General features: G+C 54.3%; 24 protein-coding genes. 18 read left to right on the forward strand and 6 right to left on the reverse strand.

The window, feature by feature from the left end:
• Nucleotides 1-193 precede the first annotated feature (193 nt).
• From rsxB to TU76_RS03575, 3 genes are all read left to right on the forward strand, one after another.
• On the forward strand, nucleotides 194-1186 hold the full coding sequence (gene rsxB / locus TU76_RS03565) for an electron transport complex subunit RsxB (RefSeq protein ID WP_048351092.1): 993 nt from the start codon (nucleotides 194-196) through the stop codon (nucleotides 1184-1186).
• Between the two features lie 67 nt (nucleotides 1187-1253).
• Entirely contained in the window at nucleotides 1254-1892 is a 639-nt protein-coding gene (nth, locus tag TU76_RS03570) for an endonuclease III (RefSeq protein WP_019823533.1), read from the forward strand.
• A 106-nt stretch (nucleotides 1893-1998) separates the two neighbouring features.
• Entirely contained in the window at nucleotides 1999-2181 is a 183-nt protein-coding gene (locus TU76_RS03575; RefSeq protein WP_019823535.1) for a PA3496 family putative envelope integrity protein, read from the forward strand.
• An 84-nt stretch (nucleotides 2182-2265) separates the two neighbouring features.
• Here the strand turns inward: TU76_RS03575 and TU76_RS03580 are convergent, their stop codons facing one another.
• Nucleotides 2266-2892, reverse strand: a complete 627-nt coding sequence (locus tag TU76_RS03580) for a response regulator transcription factor (RefSeq protein WP_019823536.1) — start codon at nucleotides 2890-2892, stop codon at nucleotides 2266-2268.
• Nucleotides 2893-3836: 944 nt separating this feature from the next.
• Between TU76_RS03580 and TU76_RS24440 the strand changes: the two genes are divergently transcribed.
• Nucleotides 3837-4595 carry a hypothetical protein gene (locus TU76_RS24440; protein WP_053070207.1) on the forward strand — a complete coding sequence of 253 codons (759 nt, stop codon included), beginning with the start codon at nucleotides 3837-3839 and terminating at the stop codon, nucleotides 4593-4595.
• 74 nt (nucleotides 4596-4669) lie between these two features.
• Here the strand turns inward: TU76_RS24440 and TU76_RS03590 are convergent, their stop codons facing one another.
• Together TU76_RS03590 and TU76_RS03595 are read right to left on the reverse strand one after the other, a co-directional pair.
• Entirely contained in the window at nucleotides 4670-5887 is a 1218-nt protein-coding gene (locus TU76_RS03590) for an argininosuccinate synthase (protein WP_019823538.1), read from the reverse strand.
• Between the two features lie 127 nt (nucleotides 5888-6014).
• On the reverse strand, nucleotides 6015-6920 hold the full coding sequence (locus TU76_RS03595; protein WP_019823539.1) for a flagellar protein MotY: 906 nt from the start codon (nucleotides 6918-6920) through the stop codon (nucleotides 6015-6017).
• Between the two features lie 155 nt (nucleotides 6921-7075).
• On the opposite strand from TU76_RS03595, the gene pyrC reads away from it, so the two are divergent.
• Together pyrC and rnt are read left to right on the forward strand one after the other, a co-directional pair.
• Complete coding sequence (gene pyrC / locus TU76_RS03600; protein ID WP_019823540.1) at nucleotides 7076-8122, forward strand: dihydroorotase; 1047 nt, start codon at nucleotides 7076-7078, stop codon at nucleotides 8120-8122.
• Nucleotides 8119-8793, forward strand: a complete 675-nt coding sequence (rnt, locus tag TU76_RS03605) for a ribonuclease T (RefSeq protein ID WP_019823542.1) — start codon at nucleotides 8119-8121, stop codon at nucleotides 8791-8793. The genes pyrC and rnt overlap by 4 nt, the downstream gene beginning before the upstream one ends.
• Nucleotides 8794-8870: 77 nt before the next feature.
• Here the strand turns inward: rnt and TU76_RS03610 are convergent, their stop codons facing one another.
• The gene (locus tag TU76_RS03610; RefSeq protein WP_019823544.1) at nucleotides 8871-9473 is read right to left on the reverse strand and encodes a peroxiredoxin; all 603 of its coding nucleotides are present in this window, start codon (nucleotides 9471-9473) and stop codon (nucleotides 8871-8873) included.
• A gap of 283 nt (nucleotides 9474-9756) precedes the next feature.
• On the opposite strand from TU76_RS03610, the gene TU76_RS24565 reads away from it, so the two are divergent.
• A complete protein-coding gene (locus TU76_RS24565; RefSeq protein WP_019823547.1) occupies nucleotides 9757-9975 on the forward strand; it encodes a bacterioferritin-associated ferredoxin in 219 nt (72 codons plus the stop codon).
• Between the two features lie 198 nt (nucleotides 9976-10173).
• A complete protein-coding gene (bfr, locus tag TU76_RS03615) occupies nucleotides 10174-10644 on the forward strand; it encodes a bacterioferritin (RefSeq protein WP_019823548.1) in 471 nt (156 codons plus the stop codon).
• A 90-nt stretch (nucleotides 10645-10734) separates the two neighbouring features.
• Here the strand turns inward: bfr and grxD are convergent, their stop codons facing one another.
• On the reverse strand, nucleotides 10735-11076 hold the full coding sequence (gene grxD / locus TU76_RS03620; RefSeq protein WP_016779691.1) for a Grx4 family monothiol glutaredoxin: 342 nt from the start codon (nucleotides 11074-11076) through the stop codon (nucleotides 10735-10737).
• A gap of 505 nt (nucleotides 11077-11581) precedes the next feature.
• On the opposite strand from grxD, the gene argF reads away from it, so the two are divergent.
• The gene (gene argF, locus TU76_RS03625; RefSeq protein ID WP_019823550.1) at nucleotides 11582-12502 is read left to right on the forward strand and encodes an ornithine carbamoyltransferase; all 921 of its coding nucleotides are present in this window, start codon (nucleotides 11582-11584) and stop codon (nucleotides 12500-12502) included.
• A complete protein-coding gene (locus tag TU76_RS03630) occupies nucleotides 12499-13608 on the forward strand; it encodes an ABC transporter ATP-binding protein (protein WP_048351093.1) in 1110 nt (369 codons plus the stop codon). The genes argF and TU76_RS03630 overlap by 4 nt, the downstream gene beginning before the upstream one ends.
• A gap of 32 nt (nucleotides 13609-13640) precedes the next feature.
• On the opposite strand, the gene ybaK is transcribed toward TU76_RS03630, so the two are convergent.
• The gene (ybaK, locus tag TU76_RS03635; protein WP_019823553.1) at nucleotides 13641-14111 is read right to left on the reverse strand and encodes a Cys-tRNA(Pro) deacylase; all 471 of its coding nucleotides are present in this window, start codon (nucleotides 14109-14111) and stop codon (nucleotides 13641-13643) included.
• Between the two features lie 369 nt (nucleotides 14112-14480).
• Between ybaK and TU76_RS03640 the strand changes: the two genes are divergently transcribed.
• From TU76_RS03640 to TU76_RS03675, 8 genes are all read left to right on the forward strand, one after another.
• Nucleotides 14481-15332, forward strand: coding sequence for an MIP/aquaporin family protein (locus TU76_RS03640; RefSeq protein WP_048351094.1), 852 nt, complete (start codon nucleotides 14481-14483; stop codon nucleotides 15330-15332).
• Between the two features lie 89 nt (nucleotides 15333-15421).
• A complete protein-coding gene (gene glpK, locus TU76_RS03645) occupies nucleotides 15422-16927 on the forward strand; it encodes a glycerol kinase GlpK (RefSeq protein ID WP_019823557.1) in 1506 nt (501 codons plus the stop codon).
• Between the two features lie 136 nt (nucleotides 16928-17063).
• Nucleotides 17064-17819 (forward strand): DeoR family transcriptional regulator, encoded by a 756-nt coding sequence (locus TU76_RS03650; RefSeq protein ID WP_019823558.1) that lies wholly within the window; start codon nucleotides 17064-17066, stop codon nucleotides 17817-17819.
• Nucleotides 17820-17995: 176 nt separating this feature from the next.
• Entirely contained in the window at nucleotides 17996-19534 is a 1539-nt protein-coding gene (gene glpD, locus TU76_RS03655) for a glycerol-3-phosphate dehydrogenase (RefSeq protein ID WP_048351095.1), read from the forward strand.
• Between the two features lie 385 nt (nucleotides 19535-19919).
• A complete protein-coding gene (locus TU76_RS03660) occupies nucleotides 19920-20849 on the forward strand; it encodes a glutamate/aspartate ABC transporter substrate-binding protein (protein WP_019823560.1) in 930 nt (309 codons plus the stop codon).
• 203 nt (nucleotides 20850-21052) lie between these two features.
• Nucleotides 21053-21799: an amino acid ABC transporter permease gene (locus tag TU76_RS03665; protein WP_019823562.1), complete on the forward strand. Its 747-nt coding sequence runs from the start codon at nucleotides 21053-21055 to the stop codon at nucleotides 21797-21799.
• Nucleotides 21799-22473, forward strand: a complete 675-nt coding sequence (locus TU76_RS03670) for an amino acid ABC transporter permease (RefSeq protein ID WP_019823564.1) — start codon at nucleotides 21799-21801, stop codon at nucleotides 22471-22473. Before TU76_RS03665 ends, TU76_RS03670 begins: the two co-directional genes overlap by 1 nt.
• Nucleotides 22470-23204, forward strand: a complete 735-nt coding sequence (locus TU76_RS03675; protein WP_048351096.1) for an amino acid ABC transporter ATP-binding protein — start codon at nucleotides 22470-22472, stop codon at nucleotides 23202-23204. Before TU76_RS03670 ends, TU76_RS03675 begins: the two co-directional genes overlap by 4 nt.
• The last annotated feature ends 145 nt before the right edge of the window (nucleotides 23205-23349 follow it).

A 23349-nucleotide genomic window follows, 5' to 3' on the forward strand; every position in this document is an offset into this window, starting at 1 on the left:
CTTTGCAACGTCTGGCGGCCAGCAAGCCGCCAGACGCTGTTCATCAGTAGCCGCACTCCCCGTCATGTCGGATAATCAGCCGCATTCCCTTGGGCCGACCGATCATGCGCGCACGCTTGACCCACGCCCTTATTTATCTCTGCGCATGTTGAGTGTCGCCCAGATGCGACCCGCTGTAGCTGGACTTCACACCATGAGCCTGATTCAACGTATTGATGCTTTATTACCGCAAACTCAATGCGGAAAGTGCGGCCACCCAGGCTGCAAACCCTATGCGAAAGGCATCGCACAAGGCGAGGCGATCAATAAGTGCCCTCCCGGGGGAACCGAAACCATTGCCGCACTTGCCGACCTGCTCAGCATTCCAGTCCTGGAGCTGGACCTAAAGCGTGGTACTGCGCCGCCACAAGTGGCCTTTATTCGGGAAGCCGAATGCATTGGCTGTACCAAATGCATTCAGGCCTGCCCAGTTGATGCCATTCTCGGCGCAGCCAAGCTCATGCACACCGTCATTGTCGACGAATGCACCGGCTGCGACCTTTGTGTTGCACCCTGCCCGGTCGATTGCATAGAAATGCGCCCCCTGCCCGTAAATGGAACCCCCATTGTCGGCGGTCTCGCTCACGATGCGGAGCAGTACATCGCCCGCAACCAAAAGCGTGATCATGCACGCAGACGCTATGAAATACGTGACGAGCGCCTGCGCCTTGAAGAGGAACACAGGCAGGCAGAACGCTCCGCGCGCGCCCAACGCGCGCCTGCAATAGCTGACAGTGGCGCTCGACCGGTTAGCCTGGGAGCAGAACTGTCCAGCCTTAATGACGCAGCGCTTAAAAAAGCCAAAGTCACACTCGCCATGGCGCGCGCTCAACTGAACAAATCACTCAGGGCATTCGGCCATCCTCCAACGGCGCAGCAGCAATCCCAACTTCTGGCCCTGCAACAGCAGTTTGAATCAGCCGAACACGCACTGGCTCAACTGGAGCCTGCCAGCGAGGTTTCTGTTTCTGCACCTACTGCGAACACCGCAGAACTCAAACGCGCAAAAATCCAGCTGGCCATGCGTCGCGCAGAGCTTAAAAAGGCCATAACCCAGGAGCAATCCGACACGCAGTTGAACCTTTTGACCGATGCTGTCACTCAGGCAGAGGTAACACTCAACGCGCTAGACCCAACCCAGGCCTGACAAATTCTCGCATCCCAAACAAGCGCCTCTTCACTTAACGGACAGCCATCCAGGAAGTGTATTACCCATGAACGCCGCAAAGCGCCTTGAAATATTCCGCCGGTTTCACGAAGACAATCCTGAGCCAAAAACCGAACTGGCCTATTCATCTGCTTTCGAACTGTTGATTGCCGTGATCCTGTCCGCTCAGGCCACTGATGTGAGCGTGAACAAGGCGATGGCCAAATTGTTTCCGGTCGCCAACACACCAGAAGCCATCTACGCTCTCGGAGTAGAAGGTCTGTCGCAGTACATCAAGACCATTGGCCTGTATAACAGCAAGGCCAAAAACGTGATTGAAACCTGTCGTCTATTGATTGAGCGCCATGGCAGCCAGGTTCCGCAGACGCGAGAAGAGCTTGAGGCGCTACCCGGAGTAGGTCGAAAAACTGCAAATGTTGTGCTCAACACCGCCTTCAGACAACTGACCATGGCCGTAGACACCCATATTTTCAGGGTCAGTAATCGAACCGGAATTGCACCAGGCAAAAACGTGGTCGAGGTCGAAAAGAATTTAATGAAGCACGTGCCCAAGCCGTATCTGCTGGACGCCCACCATTGGCTCATCCTGCATGGACGTTATGTGTGCCAGGCGCGCAAGCCGCGGTGTGGAAGCTGTCGCATTGAAGACCTGTGCGAATTCAAGCAAAAAACCTCTGATGATTGAGTAATAGAGATTTTATGGACTGATCGATTGAGAAAATCTTTTTTACCCGAGCGGCGATTATCGCTATAAGGGGCGCCATTGACTGTCTTGGCCTGGAGTGAACTGAATGAGCACTGGCAAAGAAGAACTGGAAGTAGAAGAAGATTTTGCAGTCGTCGATCCAGACGATGTGGTGGAGCCTGTTGTTGAGGTAGCTAAAACCAATTTGGCCAAACGCCGTACCATTGACGCGCTCCTGGAAGAAAAAAGGCTCAGAAAAGAGCTCGAAGATTATGGATACGATCTTTAATTTCCGTCACCCAATCTTAAAAGCCTCCTTTAGCGGAGGCTTTTCCTGGAGGGGCTTTTGAGTCACGTCCCTATTTCCTCCTCCTCACACCAAGCCATTACGTTGGGCCAGCTCGATCAGGTCTACGAGCGACCGAGCATTGAGTTTCAAGAGCAGGCGGGTTTTGTAGGTACTCACCGTTTTGTTGCTAAGGAACATGCCATCGGCTATCTCCTTATTGCTTCTTCCCCGCGCCAACTGCTGCAGCACCATCATTTCTCGCCCTGAAAGGCGATTGACCATATCAGCTTCACTCGCATTCCCCAGACTTGAACGCACTGAGTGCAGCGCCTGATTAGGGAAATAGCTGTAACCCGACAGCACAGCCTTGATTGCACTTAACAACTCGGTTAAATCCTGCTGTTTACAAACATAACCTGCGGCTCCTGCCTGCATGCAACGCATTGAAAAATGGCCAGGAGCTTGCGAGGTCAGCACCAGCACCTTAATTAGCACCGCCGGAGTGGACAGCCGCGCAATAACTTCCAGCCCATCAAGTTTCGGTATTCCTATATCCAGAATCACAATATCAGGCGCATGTTCACGCGCAAGTTGCAAAGCATCCACACCATTATCCGTCTCTGCGATGACTTCATAGCCATGTCGTTCCATGAGCATACGCACAGCAAGACGAATGACAGGATGATCATCCACGATCAGCACTTTATTCATGGGCAATTCCAATTTATCGCTGTTCGAATTTTTAGAACCAGCACCATAGCCTAGTCATAACAAACTGGGCATAGCGCCCCCTCACGCATCCACAACCAAAGACATTTCCTACAAATATTGAAGATTTGACCTACAGAAATAGCCTGCCAACATCAAAGAATTCTTACTTACCACCTCAGCACACCAACATACAAATACATCATCTAGAACGACCATCCTCTTATTTAAGATATATCCCCGCTTGCCATCAGAACAACTCCCTACATGCAACACACCTCATGCCGAACCAGAATCGGCACTCCACTACAGCACACACCCCAAAGCAAACTTAAAATTTACAAACGATTCCGCTACAGTATCTTACGCACCCTTCCTTCTACTCAAAAAACGCACATACACATTAGAAAACCACAAGACACTGCAGACTCACCGACTTATACACATCCAGTGGAATCTACTATTTTTTTAATGAAAAAAATTAGAAATTTGTACTTACAGAATAGGACTACAGATCATTCAGAAAACCCCCAAAAATAAATCCATATCAAAAGAATTCCCAACCCGGCCTGTTTACCATCAAATCAGAGTACAGAAAAACTGATAGAAACCCGCCAACAAATAGCATTCCATGCTTGCGCACCATAACTTACCCAAACTAAAGACAAAAACTTACGCACCATTACATCAATTAGTTATTAGCCCCTATGAAATTCAACATAGATAGCGGCAGTATTCCTACGAACAATCGAAACCTGCAAAAAAACCGAAAGATCCCCATTCAAGGTGCCACCTCAAAACCCGTATTGAGTTTGCAGCTTCAATATCCCACGTCTAAATTCATAGTAACCCGTCCATAAAATGAAAACGCACCAACTCCCAGAGTGCTGACACCCCCAACACGGTGCGCCCGGCCATTGCCGAACCACCCGTAAAAAGGTTACCCCATGATAAAAAACCATCTAAAAATCAATAACCCACTTACTATCATTGCAGTTTTCTCAATGCTGACAGAAGCTTCCGCGGCGGTATCACTGCCTTACATCGACAGTGAACACCAGAAAGAGTACGTTTGGTTTTTAATAATATTCCCTGTACTTTTGGTGACGCTATTCTTCCTGACACTTAACTTCAACAACAAAACACTCTACACCCCAGCAAACTTATCCAAGGCCGCCTTGCCTTTAACAACAGCTGCTTATACCCCTCGCACCTACACTGACTTCAGCACAGACACACTACTTTCCAAGCCAGCTTATCAACTGGGCATAAAGTTCAGTTCGTTCACGCCTCACTATTTTACTTTTTTGCCTCAAGGCCACAGAACATACGATTCCGCCTCCGCAAAACCCTCAGGACCGAATAACGCACCCACCCTGTTCTCTACCGACAAACTTGTACTTTTTGAAGGTACAAAGTTAAAAAATTTCCACCTTATTGATCTGAATCATTCGCTGTCCCTACGCTCATTTAAAAACATCCCGAAAGACAGACGCCACCGCTACTGCAAATCCCCACGCAAGTGCAAAAGTAACACCCACAAGAATGACGTATTTTTATTACTGAAAAACACGCCGCCTGGCATCACGCCAGGCGAATTAATGCACACCATCTTCAGTACTCACAACGCTACACCCACCGATCATACAACCTTGATCACCTACACCATCGACACACGCAAGCTCGACATATTCGTTTCTCCCTGATGACACGTGACCTGCAGCCCAGAGACAAAAAAAAGCCCCGACCAAATGGCCGGGGCTTTTTTATAGGGCACGCATCAGAACAACTTACGGCCTTTGTTTGCAGCAATGCGCATGCGCAATGCATTCAACTTGATAAACCCTGCAGCGTCTTCCTGGTTGTAAGCACCGCCATCTTCTTCAAAAGTGGCAATGTTGGCATCAAACAATGAATCGTCAGACTTGCGACCGGTAACGATCACGTTGCCTTTGTACAGTTTCAGGCGAACCACACCGTTCACGTGAGCCTGAGATGCATCAATCATTTGTTGCAGCATCAAACGCTCAGGGCTCCACCAGTAGCCGGTGTAGATCAGGCTGGCGTACTTGGGCATCAACTCGTCTTTCAGGTGAGCGACTTCACGGTCCAGAGTGATCGACTCAATGGCACGGTGAGCCCGCAGCATGATGGTGCCGCCCGGTGTTTCGTAGCAGCCACGGGACTTCATCCCTACATAACGGTTCTCAACGATATCGAGACGACCGATGCCGTTCTCGCCGCCGATACGGTTAAGGGTTGCCAACACGGTGGCCGGGGTCATTTCGACGCCGTCCAGGGCAACGATATCGCCATTGCGGTAAGTCAGTTCCAGAAAGGTCGGCGTGTTAGGCGCATCTTCTGGCGACTTGGTCCAACGCCACATGTCTTCTTCGTGCTCGGTCCAGGTATCTTCCAGCACACCGCCCTCGTAAGAGATGTGCAGCAAGTTGGCATCCATCGAGTACGGAGACTTCTTCTTGCCATGACGCTCGATCGGAATATTGTGCTTTTCAGCGTAATCCATCAGCTTTTCACGGGAGAGCAAGTCCCACTCACGCCAAGGAGCAATCACTTTCACTCCTGGCTTCAGGGCATAGGCCCCCAGTTCGAAACGAACCTGATCGTTACCTTTACCCGTTGCACCGTGGGAAATGGCGTCTGCGCCTGTTTCGTTGGCAATTTCAATCAGGCGCTTGGCGATCAGCGGACGAGCAATGGAAGTACCCAGCAGGTACTCGCCTTCGTAAACAGTGTTGGCGCGGAACATCGGGAAAACGAAGTCTCGAACAAACTCTTCACGCAGGTCATCAATGTAGATTTCCTTAACGCCCATGGCTTGCGCCTTGGCACGTGCCGGTTCGACTTCTTCGCCCTGACCCAGGTCAGCGGTGAAGGTTACGACTTCACAGTTATAAGTATCCTGCAGCCACTTCAGGATCACCGAAGTGTCCAGGCCGCCCGAATAAGCCAGAACGACCTTGTTTACGTCCGCCATGCCATCACTCCACGGGTTGTTCGAAAAGCCGAACAGTCTACCGCCCATATCTATTAATTTACAGAGGCGCGACAGCTTAAGACGACAAAGCGACAGATTATGTCAAAGGGGCGACGAGAGGGGCACTTCAAGAAATTGCAGCGGGATTGGAGACTCCAACTGAAGGAGCAGCTTTTTCTGACTCCGGATACCGCTCCAAACGGACACTAACCCGACGATTTTTCGCACGATTAGCGTGGTTCGTGTTCGGCACCAACGGGTATTGCTCACCATGAAAACGTACCGTGATCTGCGACTCCTGAAGTCCGCTTTCCTTGAAGTAATCCATGACGGCTAATGCCCGGCGCCGTGATAACTCACGATTGGTCAATCTGTTACCCATGTTATCGGAGTAGCCGTCCAGGATGACGTGATTGACGGTTGGATCCGCCTTCAAGTACTCCACCATGACGTGCAAGTTGACCCGTGCGGTCGCGTCCAGTTCGGTACCGCCACCAGGAAAACCAATGCGGCTTTGTCTGACCTGATCAAAGTTTTTCGGTAACAACTTTGCGGTGCAAGCCTCGTAGTCACCGTATGCCTGACGAAACCTGACCGGTAGCAAACGCACTTCAGAGACATTACCCTCACGGGAAAAGTGCCTGACCAGCGGGCTGCGCCCTTCCAGCAGACCGCGAAACAGGCGTCCGGCCTGGGCTTGAGAACTGTTGAAAAGCACCTGGCCACGACCAATGCGCACTGACCCCAGATCAATGTCCCCCCTGCCCGGCTGCCATGGCGCAGCGGCGGCAAGCAGTGTTGCAGAGCCTTCGCCCAGCATTGAGTTGTAGGCATTGAGACGAAAGACTGCCTGCTCTCCTGCCCGACGTACAAAGGCCCCGGAGCCGAAATCAGTAATGGGCTGGATCAGCCGGCACTCGAACTTGTCACCTTCTACTTTCCACTCGATATTCTCCAGCCGAGTCTGAAAAGTCAGAGCCATGGCAGGCAGGCTGGCAAACATGCAGAGCAGGATGAGATAACACTGGCGCACGGGAGGCTCCACAGGCTTGTACTGCAAAAAAACAGGCCACAGATTTACGGCATACCCATGAGATATCGGTCAGCAATCACAAAACTTGATAGCGAGTGCCTGTGAGTGTCTTTTCCGGTAGCATTCACATCAGTTTGACCCGCCTGGAATTCCCAATGTCTGACCGCCTGACCCTGCTGCGTCCCGACGACTGGCATATACATCTTCGCGATGGTGCTGTGTTGCCTCACACTGTCGCGGATGTTGCGCGCACTTTTGGCCGCGCCATCATCATGCCCAACCTGGTACCTCCGGTGCGTAATGCCGCCGAAGCCGATGCCTATCGCCAGCGCATTTTGGCTGCTCGCCCGGCCGGAAGCCGTTTCGAGCCGCTGATGGTGCTGTACCTCACTGACCGAACCCAGCCAGAAGACATTCGTACGGCCAAGGCCAGCGGATTCGTCCATGCAGCCAAGCTGTATCCGGCTGGGGCAACGACCAACTCCGACTCTGGTGTCACCAGTATCGATGCGATCTTCCCGGTCCTTGAAGTCATGGCTGAAGTTGGCATGCCTTTACTGATTCACGGTGAAGTCACCCGCGCTGGCGTGGACGTCTTTGACCGCGAAAAAATCTTCATCGACGAGCATATGCGCCGCGTTGTAGATCGCTTCCCGACGCTAAAAGTCGTGTTTGAGCACATCACCACAGCTGAGGCGGTGCAGTTCGTCAACGAGGCTTCGGCCAACGTCGGCGCGACAATTACGGCGCATCACCTGCTGTACAACCGCAATCACATGCTGGTTGGCGGTATTCGCCCGCACTTCTATTGCCTGCCGATCCTCAAGCGCAACACCCATCAGGAAGCCCTGCTGGATGCGGCCACCAGTGGCAGCGAGAAGTTCTTCCTGGGCACTGACTCTGCTCCCCATGCCCAGCACGCCAAAGAAGCTGCCTGCGGTTGTGCCGGTTGCTATACCGCGTATGCAGCCATCGAGATGTACGCCGAAGCCTTCGAGCAGCGTAATGCGCTGGACAAGCTGGAAGCCTTTGCCAGCCTGAACGGCCCTCGCTTCTACGGTCTGCCTGCCAGCACCGAACACATCACCCTGGTTCGCCAGGAGTGGACCGCCCCAACCAGCCTGCCTTTCGGCGAGTTGACCGTAATTCCGCTGCGCGCCGGTGAAACACTGCGCTGGCGCCTGCTGGAGGAACAGCTGTGAGTGACGACCATTATGATGACGAACACGAAGGCGGCCATGGCGGCGGATCGCGCCACCCGATGGCCGAGCGTTTTCGCGGCTATCTGCCGGTCGTAATCGATGTTGAAACCGGTGGCTTTAATAGCGCTACTGATGCCTTGCTGGAAATCGCAGCAGTCACGATCGGCATGGATGAAAGAGGCTTTGTGTTCCCGGAGCACACCTATTTCCACCGTGTGGAACCGTTTGAAGGCGCCAACATCGAAGCTGCAGCGCTGGAGTTCACAGGCATCAAGCTCGATCACCCACTGCGCATGGCGGTCAGTGAAGAAACGGCCCTGACCGACATCTTCCGTGGTGTGCGAAAGGCCCTGAAAGCCAACGGCTGCAAGCGTGCCATCCTGGTGGGACATAACAGCAGCTTTGATTTGGGCTTCCTCAACGCCGCAGTAGCGCGCCTGGACATGAAACGCAATCCGTTTCACCCCTTCTCAAGCTTTGACACAGCGACCCTGGCAGGTCTGGCTTATGGCCAGACGGTACTGGCCAAAGCCTGTCAGACCGCCGACATCGATTTTGATGGGCGTGAAGCACACTCGGCTCGTTATGACACCGAGAAAACCGCTGAGCTGTTCTGTGGCATCGTCAACCGCTGGAAACAAATGGGCGGCTGGAAAGACTTCAACGACTGATCCTGTCGTTCAGGCTTTCATCGCAGCATAAAAAAACCGGACACTGGGTCCGGTTTTTTTATGCCTGAATCTGACGCTTACAGCTGGTCAGCATTCTCGGTCAGGTACGCAGCGACACCAGCAGTCGATGCTGTCATGCCTTTGTCGCCTTTTTTCCAGTTGGCAGGGCAAACTTCGCCGTGCTCTTCGTGGAATTGCAGAGCGTCTACCAGACGAAGCAGCTCCTCCATGTTACGGCCCAGTGGCAGGTCGTTAACGATCTGGGAGCGAACAACGCCTTTGTCGTCGATCAGGAACGCGCCGCGCAGCGCTACGCCGCCTTCGGTTTCAACGTCGTAAGCTTTGCAGATTGCATGATTGATGTCGGCAGCCATGGTGTATTTCACCTGGCCGATACCGCCATTGTTCACTGGGGTGTTGCGCCATGCGTTGTGGGTGAAATGGGAGTCGATCGACACGGCAACCACTTCAACGTTACGCGCCTGGAAGTCAGGGATGCGGTGGTCCAGTGCAATCAGCTCGGACGGGCAAACGAAAGTGAAGTCCAGCGGGTAGAAGAACACCAGGCCATATTTGCCTTTGATGGCGGAGGACAGCGTGAAGCTGTCAACGATTTCGCCATTGCCAAGTACGGCTGCGACGGTGAAGTCAGGGGCTTGTTTGCCTACGAGTACGCTCATTGGATATCTCCTGGTGTGCTGCGTGAAGAACAGGATCCGGTCGGGGCTGCCATTGGTTGATGGCATTCAGCTGACCAGTTCCTGCGTGAAAATGACCGGTCATCATACACCGCTCGTCAGGGCGGGCCTTAACCCTTTTTCAGGCGCCAAACACAGAACCATCGAGACCGTTCGTCAGCACAACGCAGGCAGACCTCAATTGAGACTCAAGGCACTTTGACAATCATTCTCGTTAACATTAAGATCCCTGTCATTGAATCCCAACCAGCGATGGTTCTTATTTATGTACGTTTGCCTTTGCACTGGCGTCACCGATGGAAAAATTCGCGACGCAATCTACGACGGTTGCTGCAGCTACCGTGAAGTGCGCGAAGCAACAGGCGTCGCTAGCCAATGCGGTAAATGTGCATGCTTAGCCAAGCAAGTGGTTCGCGAAACCTTGGCTTCGCTGCAAACCAGTCAGGCGGTAATGAGTTTTCCGGCAGAATTTTCAGCCGCTTAATTAACATATTTCAAAGAACCGGGCTTAGTGTCCGGTTTTTTTATGTCCAGAATTCAAGTGGTTAGCCCCAAGACGCGGAACACAAACATTCTTATTCCGATTAATTTTCATTTATTATTCAAATACTTAGGTTTGACAGCCTGCAACGTGCGGATCAAACTCTGCCTTATATACAGTTAATTAAGGCAGGCCCCAGCCATGAAAGGCGACATTTCAGTCATTCAGCACCTCAACAAAATTCTCGGCAACGAACTGGTCGCAATCAATCAATACTTCCTGCACGCACGCATGTATCAGGATTGGGGCCTGGAAAAGTTGGGTGCGCATGAGTACCACGAGTCCATCGACGAGATGAAACACGCGGACAAGCTGATCAAGCGCATTCTGTTCCTTGAAGGCCTGCCAAACGTTCAGGACCTGGGCAAGCTGCATATCGGCGAGCACACCAAGGAAATGCTTGAGTGTGACCTGCGTATTGAGAAGACCGGCCACGCCGATCTCAAAGCCGCTATCGCCCACTGCGAAGTTGTGGGTGACTTTGGCAGCCGCGAAATGCTGGAAGATATTCTGGAATCTGAAGAAGAGCATATCGACTGGCTGGAAACTCAGTTGGGCCTGATCGATAAAATCGGTATTGAGAATTACCTGCAATCGCAAATGGGCGAGTAACTAACGCCCACTAAAAAGCCCCGCCCTGTTTATCACGGGGCGGGGCTTTTTTATGCGCGTTACTTAACAACTGTAACTACGCGACTGACATCAAGCTTCAGTCTTGTTTGCAGCAGCTTTCTCGACAGCTTCTTTAATCAAAGCCTGCAAAGAACCATCAGCGGCCATTTCAGCCATGATGTCGCTACCGCCTACCAACTCACCACCGACCCACAGTTGCGGGAAAGTTGGCCAGTTAGCGTACTTCGGCAGATTGGCGCGGATTTCCGGGTTCTGAAGGATGTCCACGTAAGCGAACTTCTCGCCACAGCCCATGACTGCCTGAGCAGCTTTGGCCGAAAAGCCACACTGTGGGGCATTCGGGGAGCCTTTCATGTAGAGCAGAATGGTGTTGTTAGCAATCTGGTCTTTAATAGTTTCGATGATATCCATGGAGCACCTCGGCTGAACTTTCCGACTCAGATGTCGGCACGGTGGCGCATTGTAACGGAAAGCCGAGCGTCACGCTCGGTCTCCCCGACAGACAATAGTCGCCCCCCTTCCCTTCGCAGGCCCCGTAGCCGCTGCCGGCAACGAAGGCTGCGAACACATGAAACCCATCTGGATTGCCCGCGCCATCACTGTGTCAGCGCCTCGACAGCGAGTACAAATACGGCGACCGCAACACACCAAAAGACCGTGCAATTGCCAAGCGACGCCACGGCAGTGTACAAATGGGCAGCTGAGGTGAGGCAAACCACCTGAGCGGCTCATGCAGCGCAAGACTCGCTCAAACCTCTATACACGTGACCCTTATTGGCAAGACGCGACATTTCCTTATAAGATCGCGCCTTCCCCTATTTCGTCGCCCCGTGCGGCTTTCGCCGCAGGTCTCGCCCGTTTTTCCGAAAACCCCGGCTTTGAGCATCTGCGGTCGTTGCAAAAAAGGTAGTTAATGATGAGCGCAAGGCACTTTCTCTCCCTGATGGATTGCACGCCCGAAGAGCTAGTCAGCGTGATTCGTCGCGGTATCGAGCTGAAGGACCTGCGTCAACGCGGCGTTCTCTTCGAACCTCTGAAAGGTCGCGTTCTGGGCATGATTTTCGAGAAATCATCGACCCGTACCCGCCTGTCATTTGAAGCCGGCATGATCCAGCTGGGTGGTCAGGCCATTTTTCTGTCGCCACGTGATACCCAATTGGGTCGTGGCGAGCCGATTGGCGACTGCGCCATAGTGATGTCGCGCATGCTAGACGCCGTCATGATTCGTACCTTCGCCCACAGTACCCTTACCGAGTTTTCGGCCAATTCCCGCGTACCGGTCATCAACGGTCTGTCAGACGATCTGCACCCGTGCCAGTTGCTGGCTGACATGCAAACCTTCCAGGAACATCGCGGATCGATCAAGGGTAAAACCGTGGCCTGGATCGGAGACGGCAACAACATGTGCAACAGCTATATAGAAGCGGCTATCCAGTTTGACTTCCAGCTACGCGTTGCCTGCCCTGAAGGCTATGAGCCCAATCCCCAGTTTGTGGCTCAAGCCGGTGATCGCGTCACGATCGTTCGCGACCCGCGTGATGCCGTAATTGGCGCCCACTTGGTCAGCACTGATGTGTGGACCTCCATGGGCCAGGAAGAAGAAACCGCCAAGCGTCTGCAGTTGTTTGCCCCGTACCAGGTCAATCGTGCCCTGCTCGACCTCGCTGCCGACGACGTGCTGTTCATGCACTGTCTTCCAGCCCACCGCGGCGAAGAAATCAGCCTCGATTTGCTGGATGACCCGCGCTCCGTGGCGTGGGATCAAGCTGAAAACCGCCTGCATGCGCAAAAGGCGCTTCTCGAATTCCTTGTCCAACCGGCGTATCAACCCGCATGAGTCAGCCGTTATTGCTCAACCTTAGCGATCTGGCCTGTGGGTATCAGGGCCAGAGCGTCGTACAAAACCTCAACCTGCACCTCAATGCCGGCGATATTGGCTGCTTGCTGGGCTCCTCGGGCTGTGGCAAAACCACCACTCTGCGCGCGATTGCCGGTTTTGAGCCGGTACATCAAGGTGAAATCCGGCTGGCGGGTGAAGTCATCTCCAGTGCCGGATTTACCTTGGCCCCAGAGAAACGTCGTATCGGTATGGTATTTCAGGACTACGCTCTCTTTCCGCACCTGAGCGTGGCCGACAACATAGCGTTCGGGATTCGCAAGCATCCAAACAAAGAGCGCGTGACCGAAGAGCTACTTGAACTGGTCAATCTCAAGAATCTCGGCAAGCGCTTCCCTCACGAGCTTTCCGGCGGTCAGCAGCAACGTGTCGCACTTGCACGCGCACTGGCGCCCGAGCCGCAATTACTCTTGCTGGATGAGCCGTTTTCCAACCTCGACGGCGAGTTGCGACGCAAGCTCAGCCATGAAGTGAGAGACATCCTGAAAGCCCGTGGCACCAGTGCGATTTTGGTGACACACGACCAGGAAGAAGCTTTCGCTGTGAGCGACCATGTCGGGGTCTTCAAGGAAGGGCGCCTTGAACAGTGGGATACGCCCTACAACCTCTATCACGAGCCACAGACACCGTTTGTGGCGAGCTTTATCGGTCAGGGCTACTTCATTCGGGGCCAGTTACTCAGCCCGGAATCGGTACAAACCGAACTGGGCGTTTTGCGCGGCAACCGTGCTTACACGTGGCCAACGGGCGGCGCAGTTGATGTATTACTGCGTCCGGACGATATCGTCTATGCACCGGACAGCGATTTGAAAGCCCGGATTATCGGCAAGACTTTCCTTGGTGCCTCGACCCTGTACCGCCTGCAACTGCCTACTGGCAGCCAGCTGGAGTCGATTTTTCCGAGCCACGCCGACCACCTGCCAGGTGCTCAAGTGGGCATTCGGGTTGCCGCGGAACACCTGGTGATGTTCCAAACCAGCGGCAGCATCGCTGCACAAATCCCGCCTTCCGAATCAGGTGTAAGGCGCTACAGTTCCGCCCAGTAATCCCTTGCAGGAGGGGCGGTGCGACAATTCGTTTAAACCCGCCCTACCGCTGCAAACTGCGCCTGCGTATGCTCTGCCAGCACCCCAGGCGCCAGCTCCACTTCAAGTCCGCGTCGTCCAGCACTGACAAATACAGTCGCAAATCCTTCAGCACTTTTATCGATAAAGGTGCGTAGTCGCTTCTTCTGCCCCAACGGGCTGATCCCTCCCAACAGATATCCTGTTGACCGCTGAGCCGCCGCAGGGTCCGCCATTTCGACTTTCTTCACCCCAGCAGCGTGCGCAAGCGCTTTTAAATCAAGGCTTCCGACGACCGGTACAACGGCGACCAATAACTCGCCTTTTTCACTGCTAGCCAACAACGTCTTGAACACTTGAGCAGGCTCCAGGCCAAGCTTTTCTGCGGCCTCTAACCCGTAGGAGGCCGCTTTGGGGTCATGCTCATAGCTATGCACCCTATGTTCGGCACGAACTTTTTTCAGCAGATCCAGCGCAGGCGTCATGACAGCTCCAGTCTTGAATGAGGCAGTGAAATCCGATGGCAGATTTTAGGCTATTGGCCCTCAAAAAGGCGCTGACACGGGGCTTTGCGTTGAATTTTTAGCTGAAACGTTACACTTCCACCTACCAATTTGTAGTGTTTTCTTACAGAAAAACCAATACCAAACCCCTCCTCTAAAGTCAGAATATGAATACCCGTTCACTTTCGACCTTTGACAGCAGTGTTTCTTGTCTATATTTTTTCGAATCTGAATATACTCATACGACTTTGCCTGACCGCACAAATCTGAAATACGTACTTACCGGTCCAGGCTCAGGCGCACTGCCACCCTGATTGACGACGTCAAAAAACAACAATAATGAGGTTTCACATGTCGACTGCATCTCAGCACCCCACACTTTCAGGTCAGTGCATGGCCGAGTTTCTCGGCACCGCACTACTCATCTTCTTCGGTACCGGTTGTGTTGCGGCTCTCAAGGTCGCGGGCGCCAGTTTTGGCTTATGGGAAATCAGCATCATCTGGGGCATCGGCGTCAGCATGGCGATTTACCTGACAGCAGGCGTTTCCGGCGCGCACCTCAACCCGGCCGTCAGCATCGCGCTGTGCCTGTTCACCGATTTCGAAAAACGCAAACTGCCTTTTTATATCCTTGCCCAAGTCGCAGGAGCCTTTTGCGCTGCAGCGTTGGTTTACACGCTCTACAGCAACCTGTTTTTCGATTACGAACAAGCGCATCAAATGGTTCGTGGCAGCCAGGCCAGCCTTGAGCTTGCATCGGTCTTCTCGACCTACCCGCACCCTTCGCTCACAATTCTGCAAGCCTTTCTCGTTGAAATGGTGATTACTGCCATCCTGATGGGCGTGATCATGGCCCTGACCGACGACAAGAACGGCTTGCCACGCGGTGCATTGGCTCCCCTGCTGATCGGCCTGCTGATTGCCGTCATCGGAAGCTCGATGGGGCCGCTGACCGGTTTTGCGATGAACCCCGCGCGTGATTTCGGGCCTAAACTGATGACTTTCTTTGCGGGCTGGGGTGAAATTTCGTTCACTGGCGGACGCGACATCCCTTATTTCCTGATTCCAATATTTGCACCGATCGTGGGCGCTTGCCTGGGCGCGGCCATTTATCGCGGGTTAATTGCTCGCCATCTGCCTGACGCTGCCCCTGTAGCCGCCGATACCCAGGCTGCTGCGCAAGTGAAAACCCAAGCTTCCTGATATCGACTTATGAAACGGGGCGCACGAGACCAACTGCCCGTTACCTGTCTCGCGCCCCCAACCTCCCTCATTCTGCAAGGCAATTTCAAATGACCGACATCCAGAATAAGAACTACATCATTGCGCTAGACCAAGGCACAACCAGTTCGCGAGCGATCATCTTCGATCGTGACGCCAACGTGGTGTGCACCGCGCAACGTGAGTTTCAACAGCACTACCCGCAACCGGGCTGGGTTGAACATGACCCAATGGAAATTTTCGCCACCCAAAGCGCCGTGATGGTCGAAGCCTTGGCCCAAGCCGGCTTGCATCACGACCAGGTAGCCGCCATCGGCATCACCAACCAGCGTGAAACCACCGTTGTATGGGACAAAGTCAGCGGTCGCCCTATCTACAACGCCATCGTCTGGCAGTGCCGCCGCAGCACTGAAATCTGCGAGCAGCTCAAGCGCGAAGGTCACGAGCAGTACATCAGCGACACCACAGGCCTGGTGACCGACCCGTACTTCTCGGGCACCAAACTGAAATGGATCCTGGATAACGTTGAAGGCAGCCGTGAGCGTGCACGCAATGGCGAACTACTGTTCGGCACCGTCGACAGCTGGCTGATCTGGAAATTTACCGGCGGCAAAACCCACGTCACCGACTACACCAATGCCTCACGCACCATGCTCTTCAACATCCACACCCTGGAGTGGGATGCCAAGATGCTGGAAGTGCTGGATATCCCGCGCGAAATGCTGCCTGAAGTGAAGTCGTCTTCAGAAATCTACGGCCGCACCAAAAGCGGTATCGCCATTGGCGGCATTGCAGGCGACCAGCAAGCAGCGCTGTTTGGTCAAATGTGTGTCGAACCCGGCCAGGCCAAGAACACCTATGGCACTGGTTGCTTCCTGCTAATGAACACCGGGTCCAAAGCCGTCAAATCGACCCACGGCATGTTGACCACCATTGCATGCGGCCCTCGGGGCGAAGTTGCCTACGCACTCGAAGGCGCCGTGTTCAACGGTGGCTCCACGGTTCAATGGCTGCGCGATGAGCTGAAGATCATTAACGACGCCCATGACACCGAATATTTCGCCGGCAAGGTCAAAGACAGCAACGGTGTGTACCTGGTGCCGGCGTTCACCGGCCTCGGCGCCCCTTACTGGGACCCGTATGCCCGTGGAGCTCTGTTCGGCCTGACTCGCGGCGTACGCGTTGACCACATCATTCGTGCAGCGCTTGAGTCGATTGCCTACCAGACACGCGACGTGCTGGACGCCATGCAGCAGGACTCCGGCGAACGCCTCAAGGCCCTGCGCGTAGACGGTGGTGCCGTAGCCAACAACTTCCTGATGCAATTTCAGGCAGACATTCTCGGCACTCAGGTTGAACGCCCGCAAATGCGCGAAACTACCGCATTGGGCGCGGCCTACCTGGCCGGTCTGGCCTGCGGCTTCTGGGGCAGCCTGGATGAGTTGCGCGGCAAGGCCGTGATCGAGCGCGAATTCGAACCTGCGCTGGACGAAGCCAGCAAAGAGAAGCTCTATGCCGGCTGGAAAAAAGCCGTGAGCCGTACTCGCGACTGGGAACCCCACGAAGAAAGCAACTAATCCTCCAAGGCAATAAAAACTGCGGGCGCCACTGGCGCCCGCAGTTGCTTCAAGACTTGATGACACCTGCGAGTAGCAGGCGGCGCTTTCCTGCGGCATCATGGGCGAATTTGCTTCGCCGCCCAAAGGAAACTCCATGAATCTGCCTCCACGCCAGCAGCAGATCCTCGAACTCGTACGCGAGCGCGGTTATGTCAGCATCGAGGAAATGGCTCAGTTGTTCGTCGTCACACCGCAGACCATTCGCCGTGACATCAATCAACTGGCAGAAGCCGATCTGCTACGCCGTTACCACGGTGGAGCCGCCTATGACTCCAGCGTTGAAAACACTGCCTACGCCATGCGCGCAGATCAGATGCGCGACGAAAAGCGCCGTATTGGCGAAGCCATCGCTGCCCAGATCCCTGATCACGCCTCGATTTTCATCAACATCGGCACCACAACCGAGTCGATTGCACGGGCGCTACTCAATCACAACCACCTCAAAATCATCACCAATAACCTGCACGTGGCTTCGATCCTGAGCGCCAAGGATGACTTTGAAGTCCTGATCGCAGGCGGCAACGTACGCCGTGATGGCGGTATCGTGGGCCAGGCCAGTGTCGACTTCATCAACCAGTTCAAGTTCGACTTTGCACTGGTAGGCATTAGCGGCATCGACTCAGACGGCAGCCTGCTTGACTTCGACTATCAGGAAGTGCGCGTATCTCAGGCAATTATTGCCAACGCCAGGCAAACCATCCTGGCTGCCGACTCCAGCAAGTTCGGCCGAAATGCGATGGTACGCCTGGGCCCGATAACCCTGATTGATTGCCTGGTCACCGATCAGCCACCTGTGCCCGAACTCGCGCAACTCCTTGCTCAAAACAAGATTCGCCTGGAAGTCGTGTAACCAGCCCACAGGTTCAACTCCCGACTCTAAATGTTCGATATTTTTCTTTTAGACCCCCTTCGATGAGTTTTTTCAATCGAAAGGCGCTGGCCTCGTACGTCTTTATCCGCTAATATTTTCGAAAATGAACATTAATGTTCACATTCAAATATGCGTAAAGAACGCGAGGCCCATTTATGTCCCTGACCACCTTGCCTGCCACCCCCCTCGCTGAGGTTTACGACGTTGCTGTGATTGGCGGCGGAATCAATGGCGTCGGGATTGCGGCAGACGCAGCCGGTCGCGGCTTATCTGTGTTTCTTTGCGAAAAAGACGATCTGGCCAGCCACACCTCGTCAGCCAGCAGCAAGCTGATCCACGGCGGTTTGCGCTACCTCGAACATTACGAGTTCCGTCTGGTACGAGAAGCTCTGGCTGAGCGCGAAGTGTTGTTGTCCAAAGCTCCGCACATCGTCAAACCGATGCGTTTTGTATTGCCCCACCGCCCGCACCTGCGCCCGGCGTGGATGATCCGTGCCGGGTTGTTCCTGTATGACCACTTGGGCAAGCGCGAAAAACTTGCAGGCTCCACCAGTCTCAAGTTTGGTGCGGACAGCCCACTGAAAGCAGAAATCACCAAAGGTTTTGAATACTCCGACTGCTGGGTCGATGACGCTCGCCTGGTCGTACTTAACGCTATGGCTGCGCGGGAAAAAGGCGCACATGTTCACACTCAGACTCGTTGTGTCGGCGCGCGTCGTAATAAAGGGCTGTGGGAACTGAATCTGGAACGCGCTGATGGCAGCCTGTTTTCCATTCGAAGCAAAGCCCTGGTCAATGCTGCAGGCCCTTGGGTCGCTAAATTCATCAAGGATGACTTGAAGCTGGACTCGCCTTACGGCATTCGCCTGATCCAGGGCAGCCACCTCATAGTGCCCAAGCTTTACGACGCGCCTAATGCGTTCATCCTGCAAAACGAAGACCAACGGATTGTGTTCACCATCCCGTACATGGATCAGTTCACCATCATCGGTACGACCGACCGTGAATACACAGGTGATCCGGCCAAAGTGAGCATCACCGAAGAGGAAACCGACTACCTGCTGAATGTGGTCAACGCCCACTTCAAACAGCAAGTAAGCCGCAGCGACATCCTGCGCACTTATTCAGGCGTGCGTCCGCTGTGTAACGACGAGTCCGACAACCCTTCGGCCGTGACGCGGGATTACACCCTGGCGTTGTCCGGCGTACCGGGCGAGGCCCCGCTGCTGTCCGTGTTCGGGGGCAAGCTGACCACTTACCGCAAGTTGGCCGAATCGGCCATGGCCCAGCTGACCCCGTATTTCACCCAGATCAAACCGAGCTGGACCGCCAGCGCGACATTACCGGGCGGTGAAGACATGACCACCCCCACTGCCCTCAGCGCAGCCCTCATCAGCAAGCACAGCTGGCTGGATGCAGCGATTGCCAAGCGTTGGGCAATCACCTATGGCAACCGTTCATGGCGCTTGCTGGATGGCGTACAAGGCCTGAGCGATATGGGCGAGCATATCGGCAGCGGTCTCTACAGCCGTGAAGTCGATTACCTGTGCAATCAGGAATGGGCACTGGATGCACAGGACATTCTGTGGCGCCGGACCAAACTGGGCCTGTTCACCACTGCTGAAGAACAGGCACATCTGGCCCAGTACATGGCCACCCTTAACCTGAAACACCGCAAGGTAGAAGCAGCTTAAGCCCCTCTCCCGCTCCCGCAGGTTTCACATTTCCTGAGGGAGCGGCGGCTCTACAATTCAAGTTGCCAGCAGTGCATTCGGCTCGACCTGCTACAAATCCCGAGCCACGTATCACGAGTGACCAGCCCGTCTTTCATTCGGTTTTCCGAACACCTGCCCCTGCATGATTCGGCTTTCCGGGCACACCTGCATTTAAGACCCTTCTTCAAAACGATTTAAATCCATATAAATCAGTGTGTTAGTCATAAATTCAATGTCTGGCACGACTCATGCTCTACACTCTGGACCGAATGCTTTAACAGAGCGTTTAGTCTGTTGAGACATTCGAAGTACAAAAGGGCCCACAAATGGGCTCAATAAAAAAAACAATGTCGAGGAAACACCGATGCGCATCGTTCCGCAACTTTTGGGCGCAGCAATTGCTGCAGCTCTGATTAGCACTCCAGTTTTTGCAGCCGAATTGACCGGCACACTGAAGAAAATCAAAGAATCCGGCACCATCACCCTTGGGCATCGTGACTCCTCCATTCCGTTCTCCTACATCGCGGACGCTTCCGGCAAGCCGGTTGGCTACTCCCACGATGTACAGCTGGCAATCGTTGATGGGCTGAAAAAACAGCTCGACATGCCGGACCTCAAGATCAAGTACAACCTGGTTACCTCCCAGACCCGTATCCCGCTGGTACAGAACGGCACCGTTGACGTTGAATGCGGTTCCACTACCAACAACGTGGAGCGCCAGCAGCAAGTCGACTTCTCGGTCGGCATCTTCGAGATCGGTACCCGCCTGCTGTCCAAAAAGGACTCGCCTTACAAGGACTTCGCTGACCTGAAAGGCAAGAACGTCGTAACCACCGCGGGCACCACCTCAGAGCGCATCCTCAAGGCGATGAACGCCGACAAGCAGATGGGCATGAACGTGATCTCGGCAAAAGACCACGGCGAAGCGTTCAACATGCTTGAGTCGGGCCGCGCTGTTGCTTTCATGATGGACGACGCCCTGCTGGCCGGTGAAATGGCCAAGGCCAAGAAGCCAACCGACTGGGCCGTTACCGGTACTCCACAGTCGTACGAAATCTACGGCTGCATGGTTCGTAAAGGCGATCCAGAATTCAAGAAAGCAGTGGATGACGCCATCGTCGCCTACTACAAGTCGGGCAAGATCAACGACACCTACAACACCTGGTTCCAGTCGCCTATTCCTCCAAAAGGCCTGAACCTGATGTTCCCGATGAGCGATGAGCTCAAGGCGCTGATCGCCAATCCGACCGACAAAGCGGCAGACGACAAACCAGCAGAAGAAAAGAAATCCTGATTTCTGGACGTTGATACTCCCGGGCGTGACTCGTCACGCTCGGGAGTTGCCGAGCACCTTTGTACTAAGCTTCTTATTGCATTAGAGAACACTCGAACCGCTAGTTATCGAGCGGGTTTTGTGTGCCCGACGACACTGTCGGGTGAGAACGGATTCCCTGAAGCAAGTGCTTGTTTATAGACCCATCTGAGGGGAGACCCTGCATGAATTACAACTGGGACTGGACCGTATTCTTCAAGTCCACCGGCGTAGGCAGCGAGACGTATCTCGACTGGTTTATTTCCGGATTGGGCTGGACCATCGCAATCGCTGTCGTCGCCTGGATTGTCGCCTTGATCCTGGGTTCGCTGCTGGGCGTCATGCGCACACTGCCGAACCGTTTCATCGCGGGCATCGCCACCGTTTACGTGGAAATCTTCCGCAACGTTCCACTGCTGGTGCAACTGTTTATCTGGTACTTCCTGGTACCCGATCTGCTGCCACCTGATTTGCAGGAGTGGTACAAACAAGACCTCAACCCGACTACCTCGGCCTACCTGAGCGTTGTCGTGTGCCTGGGCCTGTTTACCGCCGCACGGGTTTGCGAGCAGGTGCGTACCGGTATCGAGGCGCTGCCCCGAGGCCAGGAAGCTGCCGCTCGGGCCATGGGCTTCAGCATGTCGCAAATCTACTGGAACGTGCTGCTGCCGCAAGCCTACCGGATCATCATTCCACCGCTCACCTCCGAGTTCCTGAACGTGTTCAAGAACTCCTCCGTGGCCTCGTTGATCGGCTTGATGGAACTGCTGGCACAAACCAAACAGACCGCCGAATTTTCCGCCAACCTGTTTGAAGCCTTCACCCTGGCAACCTTGATCTACTTCACCCTGAACATGAGCCTGATGTTGCTGATGCGCATGATCGAGAAGAAAGTAGCGGTGCCCGGCCTGATGTCTCTGGGGGGTAAATAATGGACTTCTTCGACTTCAGCGGCATCGTCCCTGCCCTGCCAGGCCTGTGGAACGGCATGATCATGACCTTGAAGCTCATGGTCATGGGCGTCGTCGGTGGTGTGGCCCTGGGCACAGTACTGGCATTGATGCGTTTGTCGTCAAGCAAGTGGATGGCCAACCTGGCCGGCGCTTACGTGAACTACTTCCGCTCGATCCCGCTACTGCTGGTGATCACCTGGTTCTATCTGGCCGTGCCTTTCGTGCTGCGCTGGATCACTGGCAAAGACACCCCGATCGGCGCTTTTGAGTCGTGCCTGGTGGCCTTCGTCATGTTCGAAGCTGCCTACTTCTGCGAAATCGTGCGAGCTGGCGTACAGGCCATTCCCAAAGGCCAGATGGGTGCAGCCAAAGCACTGGGCATGAGTTACGGCCAGGCCATGCGCCTGATCATCCTGCCACAGGCCTTTCGCAAAATGACTCCATTGCTGCTGCAACAGAGCATTATCCTGTTCCAGGACACCTCACTGGTCTATACCGTCGGCCTGGTGGACTTCCTCAATGCCTCGCGCTCCAGTGGCGACATTATCGGCCGCTCCAATGAGTTCCTGATCTTCGCCGGTCTGGTGTATTTCATCATCAGCTTTTCCGCCTCGCTGCTGGTCAAGCGTCTGCAAAAAAGGTTTGCCGTATGATCTCGATCAAGAACATCAACAAGTGGTACGGGGACTTCCAGGTACTGACCGATTGCAGTACCGAAGTCAAAAAGGGCGAAGTGGTCGTGGTATGCGGCCCGTCCGGCTCGGGCAAGTCGACCCTGATCAAATGCGTCAATGCCCTTGAACCGTTCCAGAAAGGCGACATTAGCGTTGACGGCACATCCATTGCCGACCCGAAGACCAACCTGCCAAAACTGCGTTCGCGGGTTGGCATGGTGTTCCAGCATTTCGAACTGTTCCCGCACATGACCATCACCGAAAACCTGACCATTGCTCAGGTCAAGGTGCTGGGTCGCAGCAAGGCCGAAGCCACTAAAAAAGGCCTCGAACTGCTGGAGCGAGTCGGTCTGTCGGCCCATGCCCATAAACACCCAGGCCAGTTGTCCGGTGGTCAGCAACAGCGTGTGGCCATTGCCCGAGCCTTGGCCATGGATCCGATCGTCATGCTGTTTGACGAACCGACCTCGGCGCTCGACCCGGAAATGGTTAACGAAGTACTCGACGTGATGGTGCAACTGGCCAACGAAGGCATGACCATGATGTGTGTAACCCACGAAATGGGTTTTGCACGCAAGGTAGCCGACCGTGTGATCTTTATGGACCAAGGCAAAATCGTCGAAGACTGCGAAAAAGAAGAGTTCTTCGGCGATGTATCTGCCCGCTCCGAGCGTGCCCAGCACTTCCTCGCCAAGATCCTGCAGCACTAAATTTGGTGCAAACCAAATACCTGTAGTCGCTGCCGAAGGCTGCGAAGGGGGCCACAGCCCCCGTTTTCTGGATACCACAGGGTATTCTTCGCAGCCTGCGGCAGCGACTACGGGTCTCGCAACCCCCTTTGCGCAGTGGTTGACC

Source organism: Pseudomonas psychrophila (genome assembly GCF_001043005.1).
Classification (GTDB): domain Bacteria; phylum Pseudomonadota; class Gammaproteobacteria; order Pseudomonadales; family Pseudomonadaceae; genus Aquipseudomonas; species Aquipseudomonas psychrophila.

Bases quoted from the DNA above. Each gene is read 5' to 3' on its own strand.
- rsxB (WP_048351092.1), top strand. From the start codon at position 194: ATGAGCCTGATTCAACGTATTGATGCTTTATTACCGCAAACTCAATGC.
- nth (WP_019823533.1), top strand. From the start codon at position 1,254: ATGAACGCCGCAAAGCGCCTTGAAATATTCCGCCGGTTTCACGAAGAC.
- TU76_RS03575 (WP_019823535.1), top strand. From the start codon at position 1,999: ATGAGCACTGGCAAAGAAGAACTGGAAGTAGAAGAAGATTTTGCAGTC.
- TU76_RS03580 (WP_019823536.1), bottom strand. From the start codon at position 2,892: ATGAATAAAGTGCTGATCGTGGATGATCATCCTGTCATTCGTCTTGCT.
- TU76_RS24440 (WP_053070207.1), top strand. From the start codon at position 3,837: ATGATAAAAAACCATCTAAAAATCAATAACCCACTTACTATCATTGCA.
- TU76_RS03590 (WP_019823538.1), bottom strand. From the start codon at position 5,887: ATGGCGGACGTAAACAAGGTCGTTCTGGCTTATTCGGGCGGCCTGGAC.
- pyrC (WP_019823540.1), top strand. From the start codon at position 7,076: ATGTCTGACCGCCTGACCCTGCTGCGTCCCGACGACTGGCATATACAT.
- TU76_RS03610 (WP_019823544.1), bottom strand. From the start codon at position 9,473: ATGAGCGTACTCGTAGGCAAACAAGCCCCTGACTTCACCGTCGCAGCC.
- TU76_RS24565 (WP_019823547.1), top strand. From the start codon at position 9,757: ATGTACGTTTGCCTTTGCACTGGCGTCACCGATGGAAAAATTCGCGAC.
- bfr (WP_019823548.1), top strand. From the start codon at position 10,174: ATGAAAGGCGACATTTCAGTCATTCAGCACCTCAACAAAATTCTCGGC.
- grxD (WP_016779691.1), bottom strand. From the start codon at position 11,076: ATGGATATCATCGAAACTATTAAAGACCAGATTGCTAACAACACCATT.
- argF (WP_019823550.1), top strand. From the start codon at position 11,582: ATGAGCGCAAGGCACTTTCTCTCCCTGATGGATTGCACGCCCGAAGAG.
- TU76_RS03630 (WP_048351093.1), top strand. From the start codon at position 12,499: ATGAGTCAGCCGTTATTGCTCAACCTTAGCGATCTGGCCTGTGGGTAT.
- ybaK (WP_019823553.1), bottom strand. From the start codon at position 14,111: ATGACGCCTGCGCTGGATCTGCTGAAAAAAGTTCGTGCCGAACATAGG.
- TU76_RS03640 (WP_048351094.1), top strand. From the start codon at position 14,481: ATGTCGACTGCATCTCAGCACCCCACACTTTCAGGTCAGTGCATGGCC.
- glpK (WP_019823557.1), top strand. From the start codon at position 15,422: ATGACCGACATCCAGAATAAGAACTACATCATTGCGCTAGACCAAGGC.
- TU76_RS03650 (WP_019823558.1), top strand. From the start codon at position 17,064: ATGAATCTGCCTCCACGCCAGCAGCAGATCCTCGAACTCGTACGCGAG.
- glpD (WP_048351095.1), top strand. From the start codon at position 17,996: ATGTCCCTGACCACCTTGCCTGCCACCCCCCTCGCTGAGGTTTACGAC.
- TU76_RS03660 (WP_019823560.1), top strand. From the start codon at position 19,920: ATGCGCATCGTTCCGCAACTTTTGGGCGCAGCAATTGCTGCAGCTCTG.
- TU76_RS03665 (WP_019823562.1), top strand. From the start codon at position 21,053: ATGAATTACAACTGGGACTGGACCGTATTCTTCAAGTCCACCGGCGTA.
- TU76_RS03670 (WP_019823564.1), top strand. From the start codon at position 21,799: ATGGACTTCTTCGACTTCAGCGGCATCGTCCCTGCCCTGCCAGGCCTG.
- TU76_RS03675 (WP_048351096.1), top strand. From the start codon at position 22,470: ATGATCTCGATCAAGAACATCAACAAGTGGTACGGGGACTTCCAGGTA.